Source organism: Undibacterium sp. Xuan67W (genome assembly GCF_049340165.1).
Classification (GTDB): Bacteria; Pseudomonadota; Gammaproteobacteria; order Burkholderiales; family Burkholderiaceae_D; genus Undibacterium.
Genome location: NZ_JBMPPN010000004.1, coordinates 241,630 through 263,370, shown reverse-complemented (window position 1 = coordinate 263,370; position 21,741 = coordinate 241,630). Strand labels below are relative to the sequence as shown.

At 50.8% G+C, this 21,741-nt stretch carries 26 protein-coding genes; 6 read left to right on the top strand and 20 right to left on the bottom strand.

Features of this window, described 5'->3' with window-relative positions:
- Positions 1-238 precede the first annotated feature (238 nt).
- Positions 239-721 (top strand): SRPBCC family protein, encoded by a 483-nt coding sequence (locus tag ACO0LE_RS05695; RefSeq protein ID WP_422959454.1) that lies wholly within the window; start codon positions 239-241, stop codon positions 719-721.
- Positions 722-959: 238 nt separating this feature from the next.
- Here the strand turns inward: ACO0LE_RS05695 and ACO0LE_RS05690 are convergent, their stop codons facing one another.
- The 6 genes from ACO0LE_RS05690 to ACO0LE_RS05665 all read right to left on the bottom strand — a co-directional run bounded on the left by ACO0LE_RS05690 (position 960) and on the right by ACO0LE_RS05665 (position 9,638).
- Positions 960-3,788, bottom strand: coding sequence for a prolyl oligopeptidase family serine peptidase (locus tag ACO0LE_RS05690; RefSeq protein WP_422959453.1), 2,829 nt, complete (start codon positions 3,786-3,788; stop codon positions 960-962).
- A 129-nt stretch (positions 3,789-3,917) separates the two neighbouring features.
- Positions 3,918-6,107 carry a S46 family peptidase gene (locus ACO0LE_RS05685; protein WP_422959452.1) on the bottom strand — a complete coding sequence of 730 codons (2,190 nt, stop codon included), beginning with the start codon at positions 6,105-6,107 and terminating at the stop codon, positions 3,918-3,920.
- Between the two features lie 414 nt (positions 6,108-6,521).
- The gene (locus ACO0LE_RS05680; protein ID WP_422959451.1) at positions 6,522-7,262 is read right to left on the bottom strand and encodes a LytR/AlgR family response regulator transcription factor; all 741 of its coding nucleotides are present in this window, start codon (positions 7,260-7,262) and stop codon (positions 6,522-6,524) included.
- 43 nt (positions 7,263-7,305) lie between these two features.
- The gene (locus ACO0LE_RS05675) at positions 7,306-8,403 is read right to left on the bottom strand and encodes a sensor histidine kinase (protein ID WP_422959450.1); all 1,098 of its coding nucleotides are present in this window, start codon (positions 8,401-8,403) and stop codon (positions 7,306-7,308) included.
- A 75-nt stretch (positions 8,404-8,478) separates the two neighbouring features.
- Entirely contained in the window at positions 8,479-9,201 is a 723-nt protein-coding gene (locus ACO0LE_RS05670; RefSeq protein WP_422959449.1) for a LiaF transmembrane domain-containing protein, read from the bottom strand.
- A complete protein-coding gene (locus ACO0LE_RS05665; RefSeq protein WP_422959448.1) occupies positions 9,198-9,638 on the bottom strand; it encodes a LiaI-LiaF-like domain-containing protein in 441 nt (146 codons plus the stop codon). The genes ACO0LE_RS05670 and ACO0LE_RS05665 overlap by 4 nt, the downstream gene beginning before the upstream one ends.
- A gap of 1 nt (position 9,639) precedes the next feature.
- Between ACO0LE_RS05665 and ACO0LE_RS05660 the strand changes: the two genes are divergently transcribed.
- Both ACO0LE_RS05660 and ACO0LE_RS05655 read left to right on the top strand, forming a co-directional pair.
- Positions 9,640-9,831, top strand: coding sequence for a hypothetical protein (locus tag ACO0LE_RS05660; RefSeq protein ID WP_422959447.1), 192 nt, complete (start codon positions 9,640-9,642; stop codon positions 9,829-9,831).
- A gap of 88 nt (positions 9,832-9,919) precedes the next feature.
- Positions 9,920-10,384, top strand: coding sequence for a hypothetical protein (locus ACO0LE_RS05655; protein WP_422959446.1), 465 nt, complete (start codon positions 9,920-9,922; stop codon positions 10,382-10,384).
- A 109-nt stretch (positions 10,385-10,493) separates the two neighbouring features.
- Here ACO0LE_RS05655 and ACO0LE_RS05650 read toward each other — a convergent pair whose 3' ends face one another.
- A complete protein-coding gene (locus tag ACO0LE_RS05650; RefSeq protein WP_422959445.1) occupies positions 10,494-11,549 on the bottom strand; it encodes a hypothetical protein in 1,056 nt (351 codons plus the stop codon).
- A 346-nt stretch (positions 11,550-11,895) separates the two neighbouring features.
- Here ACO0LE_RS05650 and ACO0LE_RS05645 point away from each other — a divergent pair, with 346 nt between their 5' ends.
- The 3 genes from ACO0LE_RS05645 to ACO0LE_RS05635 all read left to right on the top strand — a co-directional run bounded on the left by ACO0LE_RS05645 (position 11,896) and on the right by ACO0LE_RS05635 (position 13,944).
- Positions 11,896-12,207 carry a hypothetical protein gene (locus tag ACO0LE_RS05645; RefSeq protein ID WP_422959444.1) on the top strand — a complete coding sequence of 104 codons (312 nt, stop codon included), beginning with the start codon at positions 11,896-11,898 and terminating at the stop codon, positions 12,205-12,207.
- A 208-nt stretch (positions 12,208-12,415) separates the two neighbouring features.
- A complete protein-coding gene (locus ACO0LE_RS05640) occupies positions 12,416-13,471 on the top strand; it encodes a polymer-forming cytoskeletal protein (protein ID WP_422959443.1) in 1,056 nt (351 codons plus the stop codon).
- 47 nt (positions 13,472-13,518) lie between these two features.
- Positions 13,519-13,944, top strand: coding sequence for a DUF2177 family protein (locus ACO0LE_RS05635; protein WP_422959442.1), 426 nt, complete (start codon positions 13,519-13,521; stop codon positions 13,942-13,944).
- A gap of 145 nt (positions 13,945-14,089) precedes the next feature.
- Here the strand turns inward: ACO0LE_RS05635 and ACO0LE_RS05630 are convergent, their stop codons facing one another.
- The 13 genes from ACO0LE_RS05630 to ACO0LE_RS05570 form a co-directional block, all read right to left on the bottom strand.
- Entirely contained in the window at positions 14,090-14,485 is a 396-nt protein-coding gene (locus ACO0LE_RS05630) for a GNAT family N-acetyltransferase (protein WP_422959441.1), read from the bottom strand.
- Positions 14,470-14,616, bottom strand: coding sequence for a GNAT family N-acetyltransferase (locus ACO0LE_RS05625; protein ID WP_422959440.1), 147 nt, complete (start codon positions 14,614-14,616; stop codon positions 14,470-14,472). Before ACO0LE_RS05625 ends, ACO0LE_RS05630 begins: the two co-directional genes overlap by 16 nt.
- Before the next feature lie 173 nt (positions 14,617-14,789).
- Entirely contained in the window at positions 14,790-15,209 is a 420-nt protein-coding gene (locus tag ACO0LE_RS05620) for a DUF1801 domain-containing protein (protein WP_422959439.1), read from the bottom strand.
- Between the two features lie 131 nt (positions 15,210-15,340).
- On the bottom strand, positions 15,341-15,871 hold the full coding sequence (locus tag ACO0LE_RS05615; protein WP_422959438.1) for an energy transducer TonB: 531 nt from the start codon (positions 15,869-15,871) through the stop codon (positions 15,341-15,343).
- A 215-nt stretch (positions 15,872-16,086) separates the two neighbouring features.
- Entirely contained in the window at positions 16,087-17,187 is a 1,101-nt protein-coding gene (locus ACO0LE_RS05610; RefSeq protein ID WP_422959437.1) for a DUF5694 domain-containing protein, read from the bottom strand.
- Between the two features lie 150 nt (positions 17,188-17,337).
- The gene (locus ACO0LE_RS05605; RefSeq protein ID WP_422959436.1) at positions 17,338-18,129 is read right to left on the bottom strand and encodes a hypothetical protein; all 792 of its coding nucleotides are present in this window, start codon (positions 18,127-18,129) and stop codon (positions 17,338-17,340) included.
- Between the two features lie 45 nt (positions 18,130-18,174).
- On the bottom strand, positions 18,175-18,807 hold the full coding sequence (locus tag ACO0LE_RS05600) for a DUF2306 domain-containing protein (RefSeq protein ID WP_422959435.1): 633 nt from the start codon (positions 18,805-18,807) through the stop codon (positions 18,175-18,177).
- A gap of 137 nt (positions 18,808-18,944) precedes the next feature.
- Positions 18,945-19,352 (bottom strand): SRPBCC family protein, encoded by a 408-nt coding sequence (locus ACO0LE_RS05595; protein WP_422959434.1) that lies wholly within the window; start codon positions 19,350-19,352, stop codon positions 18,945-18,947.
- Positions 19,353-19,538: 186 nt separating this feature from the next.
- On the bottom strand, positions 19,539-19,925 hold the full coding sequence (locus ACO0LE_RS05590; RefSeq protein ID WP_422959433.1) for a VOC family protein: 387 nt from the start codon (positions 19,923-19,925) through the stop codon (positions 19,539-19,541).
- 178 nt (positions 19,926-20,103) lie between these two features.
- Positions 20,104-20,544 carry a hypothetical protein gene (locus ACO0LE_RS05585; RefSeq protein ID WP_422959432.1) on the bottom strand — a complete coding sequence of 147 codons (441 nt, stop codon included), beginning with the start codon at positions 20,542-20,544 and terminating at the stop codon, positions 20,104-20,106.
- A gap of 171 nt (positions 20,545-20,715) precedes the next feature.
- A complete protein-coding gene (locus ACO0LE_RS05580) occupies positions 20,716-20,922 on the bottom strand; it encodes a hypothetical protein (RefSeq protein ID WP_422959431.1) in 207 nt (68 codons plus the stop codon).
- Between the two features lie 318 nt (positions 20,923-21,240).
- On the bottom strand, positions 21,241-21,525 hold the full coding sequence (locus tag ACO0LE_RS05575) for a hypothetical protein (protein WP_422959430.1): 285 nt from the start codon (positions 21,523-21,525) through the stop codon (positions 21,241-21,243).
- Between the two features lies 1 nt (position 21,526).
- Positions 21,527-21,724 carry a hypothetical protein gene (locus tag ACO0LE_RS05570; RefSeq protein ID WP_422959429.1) on the bottom strand — a complete coding sequence of 66 codons (198 nt, stop codon included), beginning with the start codon at positions 21,722-21,724 and terminating at the stop codon, positions 21,527-21,529.
- Between the last annotated feature and the right edge of the window lie 17 nt (positions 21,725-21,741).

Here is a 21,741-nt window from a genome sequence, read left to right as displayed (position 1 = left end):
TAGTAGCAGGCGCTATTGTAGCCGCAATCCGTCCGGTCACCGTGATTGTCACCGTTCTGTACTGATACGCAAAAAGACCCCTGCCAGCGCGCACTGTTCATGGGGGTTTCCAGAGGATTGCCCTAAGAGCCGCACCAGCACTGGTGCGTAGGGGAGTGGATTCTCAGTTTTCACTCCGCCCCTTGGTAATTGCGACGGAAGCGGAGTAAACTAAGCGCCATCTAATAGGGATGTGCGTATGAAATTTGAACATTTAATTGAAATTAACGACCTGACCAATCCGCTGAACGATTTCATCACACGCGAGCAACTCTGGCGCGGTCTGGTGATGCGGGCAGAATCACCGAAACTGTTCGTGCCGTATCTGGATGAATGCAACATCACCGAGCGCACCGAAGCACGTATGACACGGACCTTGCGCTACGGCGATCTGGTGATTAATGATCAGGTAAATTTTGTACATCTGGAACATATACATTACGACGTCGCGGCGCAAAACGATATTCCGCAATCCTCACTGCGCATGACGATAGAAGAGCCGGTACCTGAGGCTTTTTTTGTACGTTTTGCGTATGACGACGGCCATAGCGAGGCGGAAGACGCGGCAAACGAAATGTACAACGAATATCGCCGCTCGGCCTATCAGGATTCAGATATCGACACTATCCGCATCATCCGCGAGATGGCTGAGGCTGGCCGTTTGAATGCCTTGCCTTCGTAAAGAGACGAGATATTTTTTTAGGACAGACGCGAAAATCAAGACCTCTCACCACAGAAACACGGAGGCACGGAGACGCAGAGAAAAGCCGGAGTAGGTTTCCATGAAATACCAATTCAGGGGTTTTTAATAACTGCAAAAAACAAACCCGCATACTGGATGCGGGTTTCAAAGGTATTTCAGGCCAGAAGGCGCATGAAATAAGCGGGTTTGATTTTAGGAATATCGAAAACCTGTCTTATTACTGACGCGCCTTACCCAGATGCTGCAGGAAGAAGCTTTCGTATTTCTTGTGCAAGGCTTTCGGTTTCACTGCGCCGCCAAGTGCGTGTTCGCCGTCAGGGTCGAGGAAGAGATCGACCAGTCCTTCCTTACCATTTTCCAGCAAGGCACGATAGACGTTGACTGTGTCTTGATACAAGACGTTCGGGTCCTGCATACCGTGTACCAGTAACAGTGGTTTTTTCAAACCGGTGGTCAGTGGCAGCAAGGAAAAACGGCGCAACGAGGCTTTGCTGCGCTCGGTCTTACCGAGAGTACGACCGCTGTACCAGCTATTGTAATTTTCCCACTCGGTCGGTCCGGCACCGGCAATCCCTGCGGCGAAGGTATCGGGGCTGGTATACATCGTGTACTGGGTCTGGAAGCCGCCAAAACTCCAGCCAGTCAGGCCGATGCGTTTAGGATCGACGCCGAATTTTTTATCCATGTACTTGACCAGATCTTCGAGGTCTTCGGTTTGCGGTTTGCCCGGCTGTTCCCAGTTGGCATCGCTGAACTTGCGCCCGTAATTCGAATGTCCGCGCGGATCGACGGCAACCGTGACGTAGCCATGCTTTGCCGCCATGTACATGCCGAACACATAGGCGGTTTGCTGGAAGCTGTCGGTCTCGATAATGTGACGGTCATTCAGCGGGCCGCCATAGGTGTAGACAATCGCCGGACGCGTGTCTGCGGCATTCCAGTGAGGCGGCTTAAACACATAGGCTTGTATCGCATCACCATGACGGTTGGAATAACTGAAGCGCTCCGGCTGCAACAGGCTGACAGCGTTCCACAACGGATCATGGCTTTGGGTCAGGGTCTTGCGTACCGATGTTTTACCATCAGTGAGTTGCATCAGTTTCAGCTCAGGGCGACTACTCCATTGCCCTGCCACGCTGGCGACTTTGGTCCCGTCATCTGTGACCGCACTGACGCGATGGAAATCTCCCTGCAGTCCCAGCGCCGTCATCGCCCCGCTGGCAAGATCCACCCGGTACAAATTCATCGCGGCAAAATCATCCCGGTTGGCGAGCACAAACATGGATTTGCTGTCTTCGCTAAAACCCGTAATGCTGTGGGCTTCAAAATCACCCTTCAGCAGCTGGCGCGCCGTACCGGGCAGCGCAGCATCGGTACTGATTACATACGGCTGACGGAAACCCTGTTCGTCCAATACCGCAATCAGGTTTTTGCCATCCGGGGTGAACTGCGGCGCGAGCACATTCACGACTTCATGCCCGACCTTGCCGCGACGCTCGAACACCAGTACTGGCTTGACGCCCTCTTCTGCTTTACCGACATAAATACGCAGTAATTCTTTTTCACGTTCCCAGGTAGAGAAGGTGTAACGACTTGCGTCTTTGGCCCAGCTGACTTTACTCATCTCAAACCAGACGTCGCCTCCGGCATTGATAAACACCGGCTCTGGCTGGCGCACATTGATATCACCGACACGACGGATGTATAAAGCACTAGCCGGAACTTTACGCTTATCATCCGAGACTTCACGATCAACTTTTTTAGCTGTCGCAAATCGTGTGTTGTAGTTCATGATCTCTACCTGACGATCCGCTGGCGGCACCGGCTTACCCGGTTCTGTTTTCTCTGGCGCGGTGGCGGAGATTGCCATCCATTGTTTGTTCTCGCTGAGAACAGTATCGACGATGCTGTATTTTTTCTCGGCATCATCGGGATGGATTAATTCATGATTCAACTGGCGTACGGCACTGCTGTCAAAGCGCGCGCTGTAAATACGCTTGTCATCCATGAACAGATAACCGCTATCGTCAGCCAGATACGAGAGAATGCGCTTGTTTTTTTCAGTCTCGGTCAGACGCTCCAGCTTGCCATCTGCGGCTTGCAGGCGGAACAAATCGCCACGGTACTGGAAGATCAGTTCATTCTTCTTTTCGGCCCAGACCAGCGCTTCTACGCCGGGATATAAATCGCTAGGTTTCAGCTTATCTTTTTCTTGTTTCTTCTTAAGCTCGTCCCGCAGCTCCCAAAGTTCTTTGGCCTTGTCCTTGCTGCTGTCTTTGCTGGCCTCTTTTGCGTCTGATTTGCCATCAGACTTGTCGTCAGCACCGCTGGATAACTTAGTGTCGCCTTTAGCATCGCCTTTGGTGTCAGTCTTGTCGGCCGTACTGTCTTTAGTGCTATCTTTTTTATCGGTATCGCTGCTCGCTTTAATATCGCCACGTTTGATCGCTGCGGCGACGGCTGCTTTTTCTTTTACAGCTTCGGCATCCGTTTCTTTTTTCTTTGCTGCGTCTTTGGCTTTTTTATCGGCGAGTTCTTTTTTCACGATATCGAGTGCCGCGGTTTCCCATTGCATCAGATCGACTTTTTCACCTCGCAGATAAGCGGCGTGCGCTTCTGCCTTGGCCTGACGCTCGGCATCTTCTTTGTCTTTTTGCACGGCTTTTTTATCAAATCTGTCCCAGACTTCGGGCGCGTCAACACTCTTCATCACCGCAGGAGAAGTGACGCGTCTGGATTCACCGGTCTGAGTGTCATGCACATACAGATCAGAACCGTTTTCGCCATAAGGATTCCAGACATACGCAAGGTAACGGCCATCGTAACTGAAGCTGAGAAGACGGGCTGTTTGTCCAGCGTAGGGTTTGGCGCGGTATAGTTGTTCCAGCGTCAGGTCCGCAGGTTTTAGCGGCGTAACCGCAGCAGACGAGCTAGCAGACATGAATAGTGCGGACGGCGTGGCCATCGCGACTTCTTGCGGCAGAGCCAGTGATACGGTACCCGCCCATGCCAGTGCAATGCTGGCGGAAAGTAATTTTGACGACATGATGATTCCTCTTTACAACCCGTCTTATTATTGGACGACAGGAGGATAGAACTGAGATAAAAAATAAGCCTGACCACAACAAAAAATGGACACCAACCGGTGTCCATTTTTAAAAATCAAGAAACTGATTTATTCGACATGCATTTCTTTAAGCAAGTTATTTGCTTTGTCGACATTCGTCATTTCCCACAAGATGTAACGCAGATCAACCTGAATGTCACGGGTGTTTGCGTCATTGAAATCCCAGTCAGAGATGATCGAATCCAGCGTGCCGTCAAATGCTAGGCCGACCAGTTCGCCTTTTGCATTCAATGCAGCAGAACCTGAGTTGCCACCAGTGATGTCCAGGGTCGCGAGGAAGTTGACCGGAACCGATTTCAACTTAGCGTCGTAGTACTTGCTGTCCGCACCGAAGTTACTCGATTTGATTGCGTCTAGTTGGTTTTGCGGTGCATTGAATTCACCCGTACCAGTCGCTTTTTTCGTAATCCCGTGCAAGGAAGTGAAGGCTGTCCAGCTCGTACCGTCGGCACCGTTTGGACGACCTGCAACCTTACCAAAGGTCACGCGCAGCGTGCTGTTTGCATCTGGGTATACCGCCTGACCTTTGCTATTCATGAAAGCGATTTTTGCCTTCATGTAATTGGCATAGGCTTGCTGGATTTTGCCTGACATTTCTTCATCACGAGCTTCGCGTTTCAGGCTCTCGTCATACATCGCCACGGCAACTTTGATGAAGCTGTCGCCGCTTGCTTTGAAGTCGTCTGGCTTGCGTTCCAGCCAAGGCGCGCGTTCTTCTTTCGTACCGAGTTTGCTGCCTGCATACATGGTATCCAGCAGTGCTTTGATGTCGGCTTCTTTCATACCGTCTTTGATGCCAATCGCTGCATCAAAATTCGCATTACGGTCTTTACTCGGCTGCGCTGCATACTTCGTCACGAAGTTCAGAACCAGAGCTTTATCTACCGCTTCGTCGTAGCTACGTTCAACTGCCGCAACGCCTGCTTTAAAGCGTGGCAAGTCACGTGTCTGGAAACCTGATTTACGCTCTGCATCCGGTTTGGTGGATTCATTGGCCAGACGATACAGGCTACGGGCTGAACTCAGCAAACGCGGTGAAGAATATGCGAGCAAGAAATCACGGCGATTTTCTGCATCGCGTTCGGCAATGAGTTTTTCGATCGCATCGATATCAGCCGCATACATCTGCTTGCGTCCGGCATCGGCGTTGACCCAGGACTTCAACGCAGCGTGTTCTTTTTGCTTGCGTACCAGGAAGTCGCTGCCAGCATAGCTGTCCAGCATACCTTGACGGTTTTTGTAGTAGTTATTGACGCCGGCAACCATGCCTGCGTATTTGAGTTTTTTGTCTTCGTTCCCTTTGGTCTCGCGTTCAATGATGGCGAGTTGTTCGCCTGAAGCTTTCACATAGGCAGGGTAATTCCAGTCAAATGTATTCGATACTTCTGATGGCAAACGATGACGGTTAGTACGGCCAGGATAGCCAGTGACCATCACGAAATCGCCTTCCTTGACGCCATCTTTCGCCAGACGCAGATAATGCTTTGGTTTGTAAGGGACATTGTCCTTGCTGAAATCAGCGGATTTCCCGTCCTTGCTCACATACGCACGCAAGAAGCTGTAATCGCCCGTGTGACGTGGCCACATCCAGTTGTCGGTATCGCCGCCGAACTTGCCAACACCTTCAGCCGGTGCATGTACCAGACGCACGTCCTTGATCTCTAATTGCTTGATCAGGTAGTACTCCAGACCACCATAGTAGGGATACACATTGCAACGGTGGCCAGCGTCTTTTTCGCATTCGGCAACCAGAGCTTTTTCATTTTTTTCGATCGCATCTACACGTGCTTTTCCTGCCAGTTTAGCGACTTCAGGTGAGATGATTTTGGTACTGACGTTATTGACATCCGTCGTGACAAAAACGCGGCTGCCTGGCTGAGCCGGCAATTCTTCTGCCAATGTTTTTGCCAAGAATCCGTTCGCCAGATAATTTTTTTCCGGTGTGGAGTTTTGCGCGATGCTGCCATAAGCGCAATGATGATTCGTGATTACCAGACCCTGATCCGATACGAATGACGCGGAGCAACCGCCCAGGCTGACGATCGCGCCCATCGGGAACTCCGTCAGTTTCGTCAGTGTTTTCGGATCCAGCTTCAAACCAGCCGCTTTTAATTGCGCAGCGACTGCTGGCAACTGTTGTGGCATCCACATGCCTTCGTTTGCATAAGCGACGCTCATGGCGCTGCTTAATGCAGTCAGCGTAGTGACTGCCGTCATTAATACGAGTGATTTTTTCATCTGGGTCTCGACATCTTTATGGGATTGTTGTTAAACAAAGAGGTGTGAAATTGAAGGTCTCAAATTCATAACATCGCAGTATCAGTTCGCCAAACAATGAAGTCAATACAATTGCTTACATTTGATTTACCTGTTTTTTCATATGGAATCGATGCAAAAACCGGGATAATGAGCTTGTTTTCCTGAATTTATTGTCAGTCTGACGAGGAAACCGGTTTTTTTAGCATTTTCCGGTTTTTTTTTGAACTATTCAAAAAATAATTGCTCTTAGGCTGCCGCCAGCAAGCCAGGTCAGAACGACCTGATTCCTTTCATTTTTATTTCCGGTTTTTTTGATATTCGGCGCCTCGTTATGCATACACGGCGTTTGATTTACGCAACAATCCGAGCGGGCTGCCCTGCCTCAGATTGAGGCTACATGATGTCCTTAATCCGCTCATAGCCAGTCCGGCTGATCGGAATCTGTTTGCCGGAACGCATCAGCGCGACATGACTGTCCTTGGTGTAGCGCTCAATGCCTTGTAATTGCTCGATATTGATCAGGTAAGAGCGATGTACCCGCACGAATTTTGCCGGATCAAGCTGGGCTTCGAGCTCGGATAGAGCCTGGGTTTTCAGGTAGGACTTTCCTTCGCTGACGATGCTGATGTAATCATCCTGCGCTTCGACATACTCAAGTTTATCGACAGGAATTACATGTACCTGACTGCGGTCGCGGATCAAGATCCGCTCAAGCTGCTTACTGGTATCGGTCAACATTTGCTGGATCGCGATACTCTGCGGCGTCACCGCCTGACCGAGCGATTTACGCGCCTGTGCCAGTGCTTCGTCAAAACGACTCTGTGAAAACGGCTTGAGCAGATAATCAATCGCATGCAGGTCAAATGCTTTCAGCGCGTATTGATCATAGGCCGTGGTGAAGATCACACCGGACTGACGCCCCGTCAGCTCCAGCACTTCCAGTCCGGTCAGCTTGGGCATCTGGATATCCAAAAACACCAGATCCGGATTCAGTGCGTTGATCTGTTTTACGGCATCGAGTCCATGCTCGGCCTCACCGATCACGACGATATCCGTGTGCTTGCTCAGGTACTCGCGCACCAGGCGGCGCGCCAGCTCTTCATCATCAACGATCAGTACTTGTATCGGGTTCATCATGTTCGCTCAATTAAGACCAGTGTTCAGTTACTAGCTGCGCTCAGTTAGCCGCCTGTGGTACGGCGATCTCTACCAGGAAAGTGTCATTGCTGCGGGTCCAGTTAATGCGGGCTTTATCGCCATACATAGACTGTAAACGCAGACGGCTATTTTTGAGGCCGTGTCCATTGCCAACCGTATCGCCAGGCACCGGATCGACGGGATTTTCAATCGTAATATGTAGCCAGTCACCCCTGATCAGAGCACGCACAACAATGACACCGCCCTCAGTCAAATCGCGAATGCCATGCTTAATCGCATTCTCAATGCAGGGTTGCAATAACATCGGTGGCAACAAGGCCGTCTGTGCGGTATCGGCTATCTGGATATCGCTTTGGAGTTTTTTACCGAAGCGGATTTTTTCTATCGCCAGAAAATGTTCGCATAAACGTATCTCCTCGTTAAGAGAAATCAGCTCTTTCTCAGAAGAAGCCAGAGTCTGGCGAAAAAACTGCGCCAGCTCCAACGTCATATTGCGTGCAGCCGCCGGATCAAGCGAGGTTAATGCGCTGATGGAATTGAGGCTATTAAATAAAAAATGCGGATTGATCTGTGTGCGTAATACCTGCAATTCTGCATCCCTGGCCTGTACCCGCGACTCGGCCGCACGACGGTCTGCCAGGCGAACATTCTCAAAAGCGATTACGACATCATGCGCAAAAATTGATAACAGATAAAGACAGCTACCGGCTGCAAACAACATCACCGACATCTGCGGTGTCACCGGGATCAGAATGCCTGGCAGCGTCATGCTACCCGCAACAGGTCCGAAGCCAATCAACTGGCGTAAGGCGAAAGCCAGATAATTCCAGGCGTAACACAGCGCCAGCCACATCAAGCCCGAGATCAGGGACGCTCCGCCGAAGATCACCAGCGTCAAAAAAAACTGCCGCTTCGCCATGGGCAGCGAACGGCAGACATAGTAAGCAGATGCAGCTACAAATCCATATATCAAACTGACCGGTATCGCAAACCCAAGTCCCGCCAGCCAGCTAGTATTGGCCGTCGTCACCAGCAGCGCAGCGATCACCACACCCACCAACAGCCATGCCATCAGATACCACATCAGCTTACGCATAGTCGAGGTCATCGGTTTCATCAGGACGGTCTGGCGAGTGAGTTAAAAAAAGGAGTCGTTGCGCTTGTCTGCATTATCTGGTGAATGACTGCCTGATCAGTTTTTGATCTCGACACCACCCATGACCACATAACCTTCGATCACTAAACGCTTGGTCGGCGCTATCGGTGGTACGGTTTTATCATCGATACCACCCATGATAGGAATACCGTTACTGACGATAGTCCAGTCTGCCGGCACTTTTAAAACAATCCCGCCCCACATGGCAAAGACCTGCAATACCGCCTCTGACTGTATCGATGCCTGACGTAAATCGATCTCGACGCCACCCATCACAGCAGTCGCCTCACCGCCACGAAAATCCTGCGACACCACGCTCATATTATTACCACTCATGAAAGCGATCGCATCAATCGTGGTATCCGTCATGGCACTCATATCGGACAAACCGGAGATGCCAGTGCCGTTGCCGCTATGTTCTTTTTGCTTACGTACACCTTTAAACACCACGGCCAGGCCAGCAATAATGATGAACATCGGCCACCAGTCACGCATCCGGAAATACACAATACCCAGATTTGATAAGGTCATCAGCACACCCGCGGCAACCAGAGCGCCTCCGACAAGATAACCGGAGTCATTACGAGTTTGCGATATTTTTAAACCGCCAAAAGCGATGAATACCATAGGCCAGAACTGAATATAGTCGCGGGCATTAAACCAGTGGAGATTATCCACCAGTGCTAGGACACCGAAGATCACGACGATGGCACCGAACAGGACGCGACGTTGGTTATGTGAGTTAGATGAGCGGCTCATGAATGTGACTCCTTGTCAGAATTTGTCGTTGATTTGTTTGTCAGGTTATAGATACCGCTGATCAAGGTACTTGCACCGAAAGCGATGAGGATGATCGGCCAACTGGTTCTGAATGTCCAGCCCCATAATTCGGTCAGGCAGACATATAACCATAAACCGATGATGGCCTGCGTGGTGCCTTTCATGACTTGTTCAAAGGTGCTGGCGCTCAGCATCTTCACCAGACCAACCAGAGCGACTAGCAGCGGCCAGCAATACCACCAGCGGATTTTGTCGCCGATGTAAGGACGTAAATCCAGTAAGCCCAGGCTTTCCAGAAAAAACAGGCTACCGACGGCGATCAGTGCGATACCCCAGACGATATATTCGCGTTGTTTTTCATTGCGGACATCGTTTATGTTTTGTTGTAACTTGGTTTGCGTTATATCAGAGCACATCATGATTCCTTCCTTTATCCGTGCGCGGCTTGCTGTTGGCAAGTTCCGCAGAATTGAATTATTTGTTTATTGCGTCGACAAGCTCAAGATAATCGCTGCCGAATCAAATGTCTCGCGGATTTCGGCGAGTGACGGCGGTGCCTCGGTGAGCGGCGAAAAATCGGTGAATGACGCGCTCTTGGGTAGCGGGTAACAGGTGCACATCGCCGTTGCGCCGCCGATAGACAAGCAAATCATCTTTACGTAAGCTATGCTCAACCTGGTTTTTTACTCTTGCCCCTATGATAGAAAATATCCTGCCATTTTTAAACGTCATCTCAACTGCGGCGAAAGCGATGCAGTGGTTCCGGGATGTGAGTGCCAAAAATAAAGGTGAGGTCCGCGCACTGATCGAAGAGATCAAAGAAAACTCCCGGCTGTGTTTTCGTGTAGTGCAGGACAAGGTGCCGCCTGCCGATGTGATTCCGGCGTTCTCTACGGTGGTGTTTGACCGTCTGAATGCGGGCGGCTTTGATTTTGATTCCGTACAACGCCAGGCGATTCCGGCGTATGAGGGGATAGAGAAAAGTGATCTCGCGAGCTGGGCAGGCAAACCAACGGGCAAACTGATTGAAAATATCTACGACAAGATCAAGGATATGCGCTCACTGCACACGTTTAAAGCGCAGGACAACCGGCTGTGGAGCCGGCGCATCCTGAACATTCATAAGCGGATTTTGCTCTTGTTGCGTCATACCCGCACCTGAGTCAAACCTCAGTCGAACCTTAGTCAAACTTGAGTCGCACCTGACGCATTTGCTCAGTACGCCATAGACGTATTACCTATAAACAGACGCAGCGCAGAGCGCTCCGGACTTATGCGATCCAGGCACCGTCGCGATAGACCACTTCATCATCCAGCAATACCGTCTCAGTGACGGCAAAGACATCGACATGGAAACGTGAGTCTTTGCGTTTGAGCTGCGGCTTGCTGTACACGCCATGCTTGGCACCAAGCGACAGATGAATGCCGCACATGCGCTCATAGGTACCGATATCGCACACCGTGCGCTCCGCCGAAAAAGCACGATTCAAGCCGAAGCCCAGTTCGCGCAGCCAGACCTCGCCTTCCACCGCCCGGATATTTGCCAGTACCTGATCAAACTCCGGTGTGGAGTCTTCGACATCCACGACGCGCCCCCGGGCCACAATCAGCGTAATCGGCTTAGCAGGTTTATTGACCAGAAAACTGGTATCGCCAAACACAAAAATCCGCACGCGACCGCTGACCGCCTCCAGATCCTGTGCCTCGGTAAACACCTCACCAATCGGAAACTGTCCGCCGACATTCGTCATGCCGCTGTAGTCGCCGATATTCAGCTTGGCCGACTCCAGAGGCGAGGCGAATACCAGACGCGCACCCTCGCCGCTATCCACCACAGCACTCTGCGCACGATCGATCTTGTCTTTCAGTGCACGACCGACGCCGCGAAAATACGCAGGATCATAAGCCAGACTGTCGATATAAATCAGCGCCTCTTGCTGCGTCAGACGTGACAGATGCAAATGCTCAATGACTTTCAAACCGCGTTTAAATAATTCGACCCGCACCCGATAAGCATCAAGACGAAAACTCGTGGTCTGCACCAATACCACCAGATCAGACGGTGCCATGGTTTCAAAAATCGCGTGTATTTCGTCAGGACTGACCTGCTCAAAATCGACATACTGCGCATCCGGTAAACAACGTCGGTACGCCTCGCTCAATGCCAGCGTCAGACCGCAGCCGCTATCGGCGACAATCAGCGCCTTGTGTCCAGGACCATGCTCGATCGCCAGGGCCAGAATGTCGGCAATATGGCGGATTGCCGTCGTAATGGCCTGCTCGGGCAAGCTGCCGTGAATATCCGTGGGGAGGTCTTGAAGGTGCATGGTCATAATGAAAAGTGGTGCCAGAAGTCGGTCTGTCATTCCATTTTTTACATCGGATATCGCCGTGGCTCTCGTCTGAACACCAATGATATGGGAATGGAAAACACTGCCAGAGCAGCGTCAATTTTGCGCTAGCGCATTGTAATCGACAATCCTGATATCGGTGCCGCGCGACGACGTACCGTGCATAAAATCTATCGAAATACCCTTTTTTGATAGTAAAAGTCCGCTAACTCCGTCCATATTTTGGTATTTCCACTAAAACATAATTCAAGTTATCGCTAATTCTGTCGTTAGAAGTGCTAATTCTTTAAGCAATATTGCGCAACACCTTTAGCAGAGTAGTATGAAACTGTTTCCCTTCACCCGAGTTACCCAGTTTCAGCCATCGGATCAAAGAACCGCTAACGGCGATACCGCCTCGTCAGCCAACGGCGAAACACCAGTCAAACCCGGCAGTACAAACGATGCCAACGACATCATCCGCAGCCTGCGCAGCGGCGGCGACCGTCGTCAAGGCGGTGATCGCCGTCGCAATGACAGAGCGCCGTCATCAGTTGCGGTCATGTTCGATACCCGCGCCAAAATCGTCAGACGCCGGGCCTCACGCCGCAGTGAAGATGGCGAACAACTGCAACATTTTTCCATTAAGATTTAGTCGCTCATCCTGAATTTATCGCGGCGCTCAAGCTCAGACTCCCGACACCCGCACTTGCTCAGCCGTTGAATTGCGCGGCTAGAAAAATGCCCGCAAAACGCCGCGATGCACTCAAGTAGGCGTTTTTAGAAATTCCCGCTTCACGAAATTTCCCAACTGCCGCACGCTGCGAGGATAATAGCGACTTCATTGCCTTTCGAAAGTCGCTATGTCCAAGTTGATCGCCCCTGTTCCTTTTCAATCCAAACGCCTGAAACGTAAGCAATTCGCCAGCACCGGCGACGTACATATTCAAGGCGATCTAATCATTGCGACCCAGCTTCTGGTCGGTGGTGACTTGCTGGTCGACGGTGATCTCGAAGCAGAAGAAGTCTTTTGTCTGGGCAAACTCACTGTCACTGGCAACATCCGCGTCCAGTCGCTGTACGTCGGTCAGGCACTCGACTGCGGCGGCGATATTGAAGTCGAATTTTTATTAAAGACCGGTTGCAGCGCGGAATGGATGGCTCGCATGCTCGAACTCGATCAGGCCAAAGCCAGCAAAGATGGCAGCGGCTACATGAATAAATTTGTACATCCGGCCATCCTGCAACGCGATGCGCATCATGAGATGTTTGGCGGCTTCGGCGATATTCAGGCACTGGGCTATCTCGCTTGTGACGTGCTTGATTGCCACGGCAGCGTGCAGCTCGACGACGTGTTCGACGTGATCGAAGTCCAGTACATCGGCGGTCACCTGAGCGCCAGCGAAATCCTGATTGCAGGCGACGGCAATTGCAAAGGCGAAGTCTTTAGCGAAACCGATATCACCGTTACCGGCAGCCTGTTTGCGGGCAACGTCACTTGTCAGGGCAATCTGGAAACCGGCGCCATCATCAGTCAGAGCGACATCAGCACCTGGGGCAGCCTGCGCGCTACAGGCGAGATCAGCAGCCTCAACGGCGAGATCCATGCCGGTCGCTGGATCGCGACCAAAGCGACCATTTACGCCGCGCGTTATATCAAGGCCGGCGAATCCGTCGTGGCAGAAAAAGGCATCACCAGCGGCGACGACTTCGGGATTCTGGCGGGCACCACCTTACGCCGCTCGCTGTGGCCAGCTCAGGGTTTTGTCTCCGCACCGACCAAACCCCGTCACTTATTGTCCGGTAAATTTGTCGAGGATAAAAAGCTCAAACACATCGACGCCCTGGAAAAAAAGCGCGACACCGAATTAGATTGGGAAGTGGTACGCCGCCTCAAGCGTGAATCCGAACTCGGCTAAAGAATCGACTAAATAATCGCCACGAACCATCATAACCAAAGACAGCCATGACAAACTCACTGCGCCGATACCTGCTCGCTTACATCGTAGCGGCAGTCGTATTTTGCTTCTGTGATTTTGTCTGGCTGACGCTGCTGGCTACCGACTTTTATCGTGCGCAACTGGGGCCGCTGATGCTGGCACAACCGAAGCTCATTCCGGCCGCCGCGTTCTATGTGCTATATCTGTTCGGCCTGCTGGTGTTCGCGATCGCTCCGGCATTGCGCACACGTCAGTGGCAACAGGCGATGCGTTTAAGTACGCTGCTTGGCGCGGTGGCGTATGGCACTTACGACCTCAGCAACCTCGCCACGTTACAAGGCTGGTCGGCATCGCTGACAGTGGTTGATATCTTATGGGGTGCGGTTGCCAGCGCGGTCGCCGGTACTGCGGGCTATGCGGCGGGGTGCCTGATCAAAGACGCAGATGCTTAGAAAGAGCCGCCAAATTCACATACTCCCCATTATTTCTCTATAAATATGCCTTAATCCCCACTTTTTTATTAGGGATTTAAAATATACATAGGGAGAGTATGTGAAACTCCATAGACAAAACAGATCCCAGCCACGCTGTACGATCTTACTTACGCACCGACCAGTCGCTTAACAGTAAGCCATACAAAGCCGAATCCGACACCACCCCATCGACAAACCAGCGCTCACGTAAAAATCCCTCACGCTGAAAACCAAGCCGCTCCAGACTACGCGCCGACGCCGTATTCCGTGGATCAATATCCGCCTCAATCCGGTTCAGGTTCAATGCGGCAAACCCATAGTCCACCAGCGCCGTCAGCGCCTCATGCATATACCCGTTCCCCCAAGCATCGTAAGCCAGTCCATAACCAATCTCAGCGCGCCGACATTGCTCAACGAAACGGAACAAGCTACAAGTCTCCAGTAATTGCTGATCAACCGACCGCACAATCCCAAACGACAAATACTCACCGGCAGGCAAGGCCTTCAAATCCCGCTCCACGGCGGCGTACTCCAATACGTCATGATCCGCGTATCAGAAAATATTCCGTACAAAGCAGGCGCATCGCTCATGCGCAAAGGCCGCAAATGCAGGCGCTCGGTTGTTAGTTGCAGATTGTTGAAAGCTGGCATGGATGTTTGGTCTCGATTAAATTTTTTAGAAGCTCTTGTTGTGTAGCGATGATTGCCCGCTTTTTACAACACAGTATCACTACCAGATTTGTTCAGAACACAGGGGCGATTAGCGTAGCCTAATCGCATACATGTCACCGTTACCAGACGGTCTGTCGCACATCCGCAAGCCATCAGGATTTGGTCTTCTTCAGCGCTTTCGACTTACCGGAACGATTGAGAGCGACCGCTTGGCGAATGAGTGTCAAGAAATCGGACTCGTCAATCGTGTCGCCCTCATGGATATCGATCGCGCGGCGTGCGTTGCCATCGAGGCTGGCATTGAAAAGACTGGCCGGATCCACAAGTGACGCGCCTTTTATAAAGGTCAGCTTCACTTTATCCTTGTAGGACTCGCCGGTGCAGATGATGCCGTCGTGCGACCAGACTGGTGTGCCCATCCACTTCCACTCTTCAACGACATCTGGATCGGCTTGCCGTATCAGCTCGCGTATTCTGGCTAGCGTTTCACCGCGCCAGTCGCCGAGTTCGGTGATTCTTTTTGAGATGAGTTCTGATGCGGGTTGGCTGTCGCCTGGTTCTGAATTTTTCATGTTCTCCGCTTTGAAGTTCAGGATACCTCTCAGTTGTACGGTATCGATGCCGGTGTCGCTAACACAGCTAAGCAGATCTGGCGGACGTCTCGTTTATTGCGCAGATCCGCTGATAAGGCTAACGGCTTGCCTTACCTTCTGACGGAAAAATTCATCTGGAACGGGAAGTCCATCTGGCAAGGTTTCCCCGCACATTTTGCCGGTTTAAATTTGGTCAATAACAGGATCCGGGCAGCAAACTGCGTCATCGCATCGCTTGGAGATTCGAACAGTGCAACGTTAGACACAGAACCATCGGCCCTGACGGTGGCGACGATAAATAGTTCGCCGGTATCACCCAGCTGACGCTGGCCTTTACGGATAGGATCAATGATGGCTCTGAGTCCCGCCAGGGGGAACGGTGGTTCGTCACCGTCATTTACTTTTTCCCACCATGAATGCAGTATCTGACGATCAGCAGGTGACAGCTGTTCATACGGTACGTTCATGGGAACCTGCCCTCCGGATACCTCATTGCGACGGATATACGATCCGGTAACTGCCTGATCCTCTTTGATCACAAACTCTGGCTTCGGTTCGGACTGTGCAGATGCAAAAGCGGTGTAAGTGAGCAGAAGCGTGCAGAGGGTTTTAGCTAAAGTAGATCGCATCGTAGAGGACATAATAGGTGAACTTGAAAAAGTATGCGCAAGACAACAATTGTAGCAACTTAATCAAGTTTTTCCAGACAAATTTAACGCCTCCTTGCATGCCGGAATCAGCAAATGCAGCTACCCATGATTGAGCTGGAGAGCAAAAGCCCGGATGGTCACCGTATGCCTCTGCCACTATGTCGCCACGTCCTCCCAAAGATATGATGCCCCACTGAAAACGCCGCCTACTTCAACACGGTATTTGAATCGACCAGCTTCACCTCATGCATCATATTCAAGTAGGCATCGAAATAGGGTTTGTGCGACGCGCCGACGATGACCAGTACCCGCGCCCCCGGTTGATTGCCGAAAGCGCTGCGGATATTTGCTACCATGCGCAGATTACGTGTCTCCCACCATGCGACATATTGGCGGCCATAGAGTTCTGGTGATTGCTGTTTTAAGGCACCGCCAAAATCAGCACCGATAAATGCGCGCCCGACCTTTGGCTGATTATAAAAACGGTATAAGTCCAGTACATCTTTACTGCTTGCCAAACTGCCTTCACGCTGTTTCGTCACACGCCCTTCAGGAATATCGATCTTGCTCCATAAAGCCTGTAGGGCATCGCCCAATTTTGGACCTGATAGATCCTGGATGCTGTCAGCCGTATGGTCGTCCGTTGCGTAGACCCGCTCAAGACCCAGACGGGCGGCCAGCACGGTACCGATCTCATAGTTTTCATTCGGTTTCGTCTGGTCACGAGTTAAGACTTTTAACAGGACTTCATCGATACCATCGCCAAGTTTGCGCTCGGCCGGATCAAGGCGCTGCCATTGCACAAGTGCCGAAAACCGGTCATTCGCAGCCAGGAATAAGGCCGCCAGATGACGCCGCTGCGCTGGCGTTGGCGTCGCTCCTTGCTGAGCACCCGCATGTGTTGCCGGCCAGGTTTTTAACACGGTTCTGATTTCTGCTAAGGCGGCCGGTACCGTCAAGCCGGTTGCTTTTTCGGCCGCTTCGGGATCCCAGCAGTAATCGCTAAACACATCGGGATAAGTTGCGGCATAACGTTTCAACATATCGCACTGCTCACCGGATAAGGCCTCTATCGTAATAACGTCCGGCTTAAACGCTGCCAGTTTGTCGATCAGATCGGACAGCATCGCTGGTTTAAAATGATCCCCAAAACTGCTCAGATGCGGACTACCCAACACCATGACCTGAGTAGGTTTGCCAGCGATGTCTTTTTTCCAGTCACGTGGATCAAAATCTGCGGTCTGCGCAAGCGCGTTACCACATACAAACAGCGCACCCACTCCCAGAGTTTTCAGCCATGTTGTCATTCTTCGCCTCCTGATTGAAACAATAAAAACTACAGAGTAGCAGCGCTAAACTAAACGACTGTATCGAAAGAGATGAAGTGCGCAATCGGGGTAACAGGCCGCACGGAGAATGCACTGAGCGGTGGGAATAAGGTCGACTTTATTAGCTGATCATTGGCTGATCAAGCGCCCGATCGCCGCTTTACGCTCTTTGGTATCGGATGGAAATCTGGATGTGTAGGAAAAGAACCGGTTAGTATTTTTAAAGTTTCTCGCCCAGCCGACCAGCGCACCGTCGGCGTCTGCATACAAGCGTATCGTGCCGCGTCCCAGACCAGTGATTTTATTCGTGGGATCGGCGAGTCGCGTATCGTCTGAGCCCAGATACTCTGCATTGGAATCAATGATCGCGACCTCGTATTGCTCGGTACCCTCAACACGCGGATTGCGCGGCTCGATTTTTTTGGCCACGCTGTCGAGCAACATTACATGCCCTGTCGTACCAGTTTGCGCCTTGTCACCGGCATTCAGCATCGCATGCGCCAGCACGTCGCCAGGCCGTATCAGGCGCACATCGCTGATCTGCTGAAAGCCCTTACCCGTCTCAATCGAAAAAACGAAATCCTCAGCGACCGGCCTTTTTCTATTCGGCGTCCAGTTTAAAAAAGCAAGCTGAGTCCGCACCGGATAATGCGCCCGCTCAATTATCGCCAGCAAAAATCCCGAACAATCCGCCCGCATCACATAATCGCTGGAAAATACATCTCCAGGAAAACTGACCGACTGACCACCCAGACTGTAATGATTATTTTCTGGCTTGATATTCTCAGCCAGTTCTCGGGCAATCAGCAAATGCCTGGGTAAGTCCGTAGCAGTTTCGTCAGCGTAGGAAGCTAAGCAAAAAACTGAACTCAGAAACAGGCAGACGAGTGCTACTTTCTTCCATCGACGTGTGAGGTGCATTAGGTGGATCTCGCTTGAGCACATGGTTTTATTCGCTAAGTTGAATTAAGCCGAGCCCCGAAACGCTTGAGGCCGAGATAAATTACGATGCGTCCCAGTGAACATCCACTCCGCTACCAGCAGATTTGGAACCCAGCTAAGCCAAGCAATGACGGGATAGGCAATCTCAAAGGGAATGCCAGCGATCATCGACGACGGCAAATAGATACGCAAGGTAACAGCGGCCAGCGTAAGCGAGACGTTACGTACCACCCATTTACGGTGCTCTTGTACCGCACCCCTGCGGATCGTCTGGAAAGCGCGCAGACCTGTCAATAACCAGCACACTGCAAGGCACGCAAAGCCGAGTTTTGCGACCAGCCCACCGAAAGCCAATGTCGACATATACAAACCAGATAGACCACCCAAGGTAACGCCAATGAGATAGGTACGGCCAATAAAGCGGTGAAGCCATGGGCGAGTCGTTCGCAGCCAGGCAGAGAACTGAAATGGGCTGAGCGACAGCGTAATCAGTGACGCAAACACATGCAGATAGATGCCTGACTTATGCGCAAGAAAATTAAGCTTCATGTCAGGATGGACCAGTGATCCCAACGGCATGAATCCATAAGCAAACACAGCATAACCCGCGACGCCGAAAGCAAGAATGTAGAAGCTGATCGAACCGAATAGTTTCAAGGATATATAAAAAGTAAATTGAAAAAGCCGCGACCCGGAACTACCGTTGCAATGACGCAAATGTGCGAGTTTATTGAGTAGTTTGTAGTAAGTCTTAGCAAGTTGTAACAGTACATGGCAAAGCGGTTATGACTAACTCACTGATGCACTTCGACATGCTTAGCAAAATTATTCAAAATTGCCTGCCACCCATGACGCTGTTGTTCTACTGGATATTCAGATTCCGCATCGAATGTCACGCGCACTGTGACACCATTTAAGACAGGTACGAACTCGACAATCCCCGTGCGGTCTCCAAATGTATATTCAATTAATTCATTCTGCACGATCTTAGTATAGGTTCCGGCAAAATCAAAACCGAAGCTACCGTCCTTCGCCTCCATACGTGAGGAAAACACACCGCCAACACGTAAATCGACACTGGATCTGGTTGTATGCCAGTCCTCAGACGCCGTGTTCCACTGCTTGATATCCTCGGGCGTTGTATACGCGCTCCAGACCTTGGCAACGAGAGCATTGACGATGGTTTCTACAGTAATTTTCATAGTGTCTTCTTATGTAGTAGTAACTAAAACAAAAGTGCCGGAATCGCTAGAAAAATCCTAGGCGCTATCAACTTGATCTTAATCTTGAGCTTACGTTTCAGACCATGAGTGCCCAAGCGTACATGCTAAGCATGGTCAGTCCCGACAAGCGATCACACTCCGGCATTTGGTGCGCATTCATGACGCTTATTGTCCCGGAGGTGGCTGCCACAGTTCGACTTTATTCCCCTCAGGATCCATGACCCAGCCGAACTTGCCATACTCGGAATCGTCCGCCTTCTCCAACACATTGCATCCCTCATCTCGCAGCGCCTGAAGCACAGCATCTAGGTCGTTGACGCGATAGTTAATCATGAAGGTCGACTTGCTGGGTGCGAAGTGCGCCCCATCAGCGACACCGATAGACCAGACCGTCGTCCCGTTTGTAGGATTGCCCGCGGCATCAGCCCAGGTGAATGCGGTACCACCCCAGTCCTGCACGTCAATACCCAAGTGCCGCTTGTACCAGGCGCGCAACTCGACCGGATTATTCGCGCTGAAGAAGATTCCTCCGATACCTGTGACTCTTTTCATGTAAGTCTCCTGAGTGAGATTAAATTTGCGATTGCATTTTGGCAGATTAGACAGTTGACGTGAGCTATGAGAATCCGAGTTCACCGGGGGATAACGTGGCAATTGAGGGACGCCGACCGCGCAGAGGAAAGCATGATTGCTAGGAATGTCCTCGACTACATAGTTAGATGTGCGTTAATCATAGGAGCTTGTCTTTGGATATATCTGCTTTGGCAACAATTTTTGCGAAATACACAAAATCGTTATAGAGAGTTTCAACCCTACTTACAAACATCAATGTATCAACAGATACCAACTGCTCTCTCGGAAGAATTGTTACGTCAAACTCATTACTGAACAAACCATACAGGTTGTGGGCAAGGTAGTTACGCTTTTTCGCTAGATCAGAAAAGTGCGCCTTACCATTTTCCGTGAGAAGGTCTGTTTGCTTCAATTTATTGACCAAGATTCCGAGAGTATCACTATCTTTGAATTTAACTTGTTTGGAACCAAGGTAACGACGCAGGTTCGTTTCAAGCATGCCAGCCGCAAGCATAACCTTACCAAGCCCAGAGCAAAATTCTGCGTCATCGAACAGCATGCGAAAGAAGTCTTGTGGTTCCACAAAATCAAAAGACATAGCGTTTAACGTAAAAATTTACTTGCTAGCGGAATGCTCAGCACGAAAGGAGTCCGCTGGACTGCCAAGTTGGATATCTTAATCATCGAGCCTACTCAAATCGACGGTAAGGACTTCGTCTTAGAGCGATAACCCATCCGTCGCAGTGCTTAGGCGGTCCGGATCGCCCAATCATTTGGCAGAGTAAATGCAATCAAGAAATCCGACAGCCCCAAAGGAATAGCATAAAAATGCCTCCGCTCCACTCGGCCAACGCGTCATTTGTTCAAGAAGCGCGGCAATGAGGAGGAAGGCAAAAACGCCAAAGATAAATTTCAACCGCCGCTCAAATCGCAGGAATTCATCCGCCATCATTAGCGAACCACGATTATTAAACATTGCAGACTCAACTTGTTTTAAGGTGAAAAGCTGACGTTAACATATACATGCAAAATCAGCAACATGGTTTTAACAGCTGCCAGACCACTTCTTTTTTATTGTCGGCGGAATGCTAGATCACACCATCTAGCGAGATATGTTCGATGATTTTGAGCTTTCTCATGTGAGTTTCCGTATTTTGGGGCCAGCTTTTCTGAGAATTCCTTCATCCTCGTTTGGCCAACTGAAAACATCATTAGCGCCTGACACCAAGCTTAAGCCGCAAACCTTACCGCGCAAGGCGGCAGCAGCATCATCAACAAAACCGCTTACCGGACCTCATGGTGCCTGATCTAAAAATTGATAAAGGCGTGGAGTTCGCTTGCGCCATACACCTGACGCCAGGTCAGCGAAATGCTGACGGCAAAAGATGGACTCTGCATAGACCTTATTGCTCGGGTTCATTTTCTCGATAAGGGTGAAATTTCCCTTTAGATAAGCCTCGGTCTGCACGAGTTGCTCTCGCAGTGCAGGCTGCTTCTCGGCCATTTCAGCCCAATAGTGTTCAGCTCTCTCGATGTCGTGCGCCTCAACCATCTGCCACCGCTTAAGCTGACCAGCCATTTCAACAGCCGTGACCCGGCAATCGTGCCGAGCACTCACGCAATAACACCTGAGCCGAAAAGACGTTGGTTTTCATCATCCCTACCGCCTGACTTGGATTATCTGCATCTGAGTAACCCAGAGTCTGGGCGACTGCTTGTACAGGAATCTGCGCTGCGCTGACAAGAGCTACCAGAGTTACCATTCGAATAAATTGCATACGTTCTCCAAAGTTCT

What these genes read in the sequence shown, in the direction of transcription:
- ACO0LE_RS05695 (WP_422959454.1), top strand. Translation starts at nt 239, where the DNA reads ATGAAATTTGAACATTTAATTGAAATTAACGACCTGACCAATCCGCTG.
- ACO0LE_RS05690 (WP_422959453.1), bottom strand. Translation starts at nt 3,788, where the DNA reads ATGTCGTCAAAATTACTTTCCGCCAGCATTGCACTGGCATGGGCGGGT.
- ACO0LE_RS05685 (WP_422959452.1), bottom strand. Translation starts at nt 6,107, where the DNA reads ATGAAAAAATCACTCGTATTAATGACGGCAGTCACTACGCTGACTGCA.
- ACO0LE_RS05680 (WP_422959451.1), bottom strand. Translation starts at nt 7,262, where the DNA reads ATGAACCCGATACAAGTACTGATCGTTGATGATGAAGAGCTGGCGCGC.
- ACO0LE_RS05675 (WP_422959450.1), bottom strand. Translation starts at nt 8,403, where the DNA reads ATGAAACCGATGACCTCGACTATGCGTAAGCTGATGTGGTATCTGATG.
- ACO0LE_RS05670 (WP_422959449.1), bottom strand. Translation starts at nt 9,201, where the DNA reads ATGAGCCGCTCATCTAACTCACATAACCAACGTCGCGTCCTGTTCGGT.
- ACO0LE_RS05665 (WP_422959448.1), bottom strand. Translation starts at nt 9,638, where the DNA reads ATGTGCTCTGATATAACGCAAACCAAGTTACAACAAAACATAAACGAT.
- ACO0LE_RS05660 (WP_422959447.1), top strand. Translation starts at nt 9,640, where the DNA reads ATGATTCCTTCCTTTATCCGTGCGCGGCTTGCTGTTGGCAAGTTCCGC.
- ACO0LE_RS05655 (WP_422959446.1), top strand. Translation starts at nt 9,920, where the DNA reads ATGATAGAAAATATCCTGCCATTTTTAAACGTCATCTCAACTGCGGCG.
- ACO0LE_RS05650 (WP_422959445.1), bottom strand. Translation starts at nt 11,549, where the DNA reads ATGCACCTTCAAGACCTCCCCACGGATATTCACGGCAGCTTGCCCGAG.
- ACO0LE_RS05645 (WP_422959444.1), top strand. Translation starts at nt 11,896, where the DNA reads ATGAAACTGTTTCCCTTCACCCGAGTTACCCAGTTTCAGCCATCGGAT.
- ACO0LE_RS05640 (WP_422959443.1), top strand. Translation starts at nt 12,416, where the DNA reads ATGTCCAAGTTGATCGCCCCTGTTCCTTTTCAATCCAAACGCCTGAAA.
- ACO0LE_RS05635 (WP_422959442.1), top strand. Translation starts at nt 13,519, where the DNA reads ATGACAAACTCACTGCGCCGATACCTGCTCGCTTACATCGTAGCGGCA.
- ACO0LE_RS05625 (WP_422959440.1), bottom strand. Translation starts at nt 14,616, where the DNA reads ATGCCAGCTTTCAACAATCTGCAACTAACAACCGAGCGCCTGCATTTG.
- ACO0LE_RS05620 (WP_422959439.1), bottom strand. Translation starts at nt 15,209, where the DNA reads ATGAAAAATTCAGAACCAGGCGACAGCCAACCCGCATCAGAACTCATC.
- ACO0LE_RS05615 (WP_422959438.1), bottom strand. Translation starts at nt 15,871, where the DNA reads ATGTCCTCTACGATGCGATCTACTTTAGCTAAAACCCTCTGCACGCTT.
- ACO0LE_RS05610 (WP_422959437.1), bottom strand. Translation starts at nt 17,187, where the DNA reads ATGACAACATGGCTGAAAACTCTGGGAGTGGGTGCGCTGTTTGTATGT.
- ACO0LE_RS05605 (WP_422959436.1), bottom strand. Translation starts at nt 18,129, where the DNA reads ATGCACCTCACACGTCGATGGAAGAAAGTAGCACTCGTCTGCCTGTTT.
- ACO0LE_RS05595 (WP_422959434.1), bottom strand. Translation starts at nt 19,352, where the DNA reads ATGAAAATTACTGTAGAAACCATCGTCAATGCTCTCGTTGCCAAGGTC.
- ACO0LE_RS05590 (WP_422959433.1), bottom strand. Translation starts at nt 19,925, where the DNA reads ATGAAAAGAGTCACAGGTATCGGAGGAATCTTCTTCAGCGCGAATAAT.
- ACO0LE_RS05585 (WP_422959432.1), bottom strand. Translation starts at nt 20,544, where the DNA reads ATGTCTTTTGATTTTGTGGAACCACAAGACTTCTTTCGCATGCTGTTC.
- ACO0LE_RS05580 (WP_422959431.1), bottom strand. Translation starts at nt 20,922, where the DNA reads ATGTTTAATAATCGTGGTTCGCTAATGATGGCGGATGAATTCCTGCGA.
- ACO0LE_RS05575 (WP_422959430.1), bottom strand. Translation starts at nt 21,525, where the DNA reads ATGGCTGGTCAGCTTAAGCGGTGGCAGATGGTTGAGGCGCACGACATC.
- ACO0LE_RS05570 (WP_422959429.1), bottom strand. Translation starts at nt 21,724, where the DNA reads ATGCAATTTATTCGAATGGTAACTCTGGTAGCTCTTGTCAGCGCAGCG.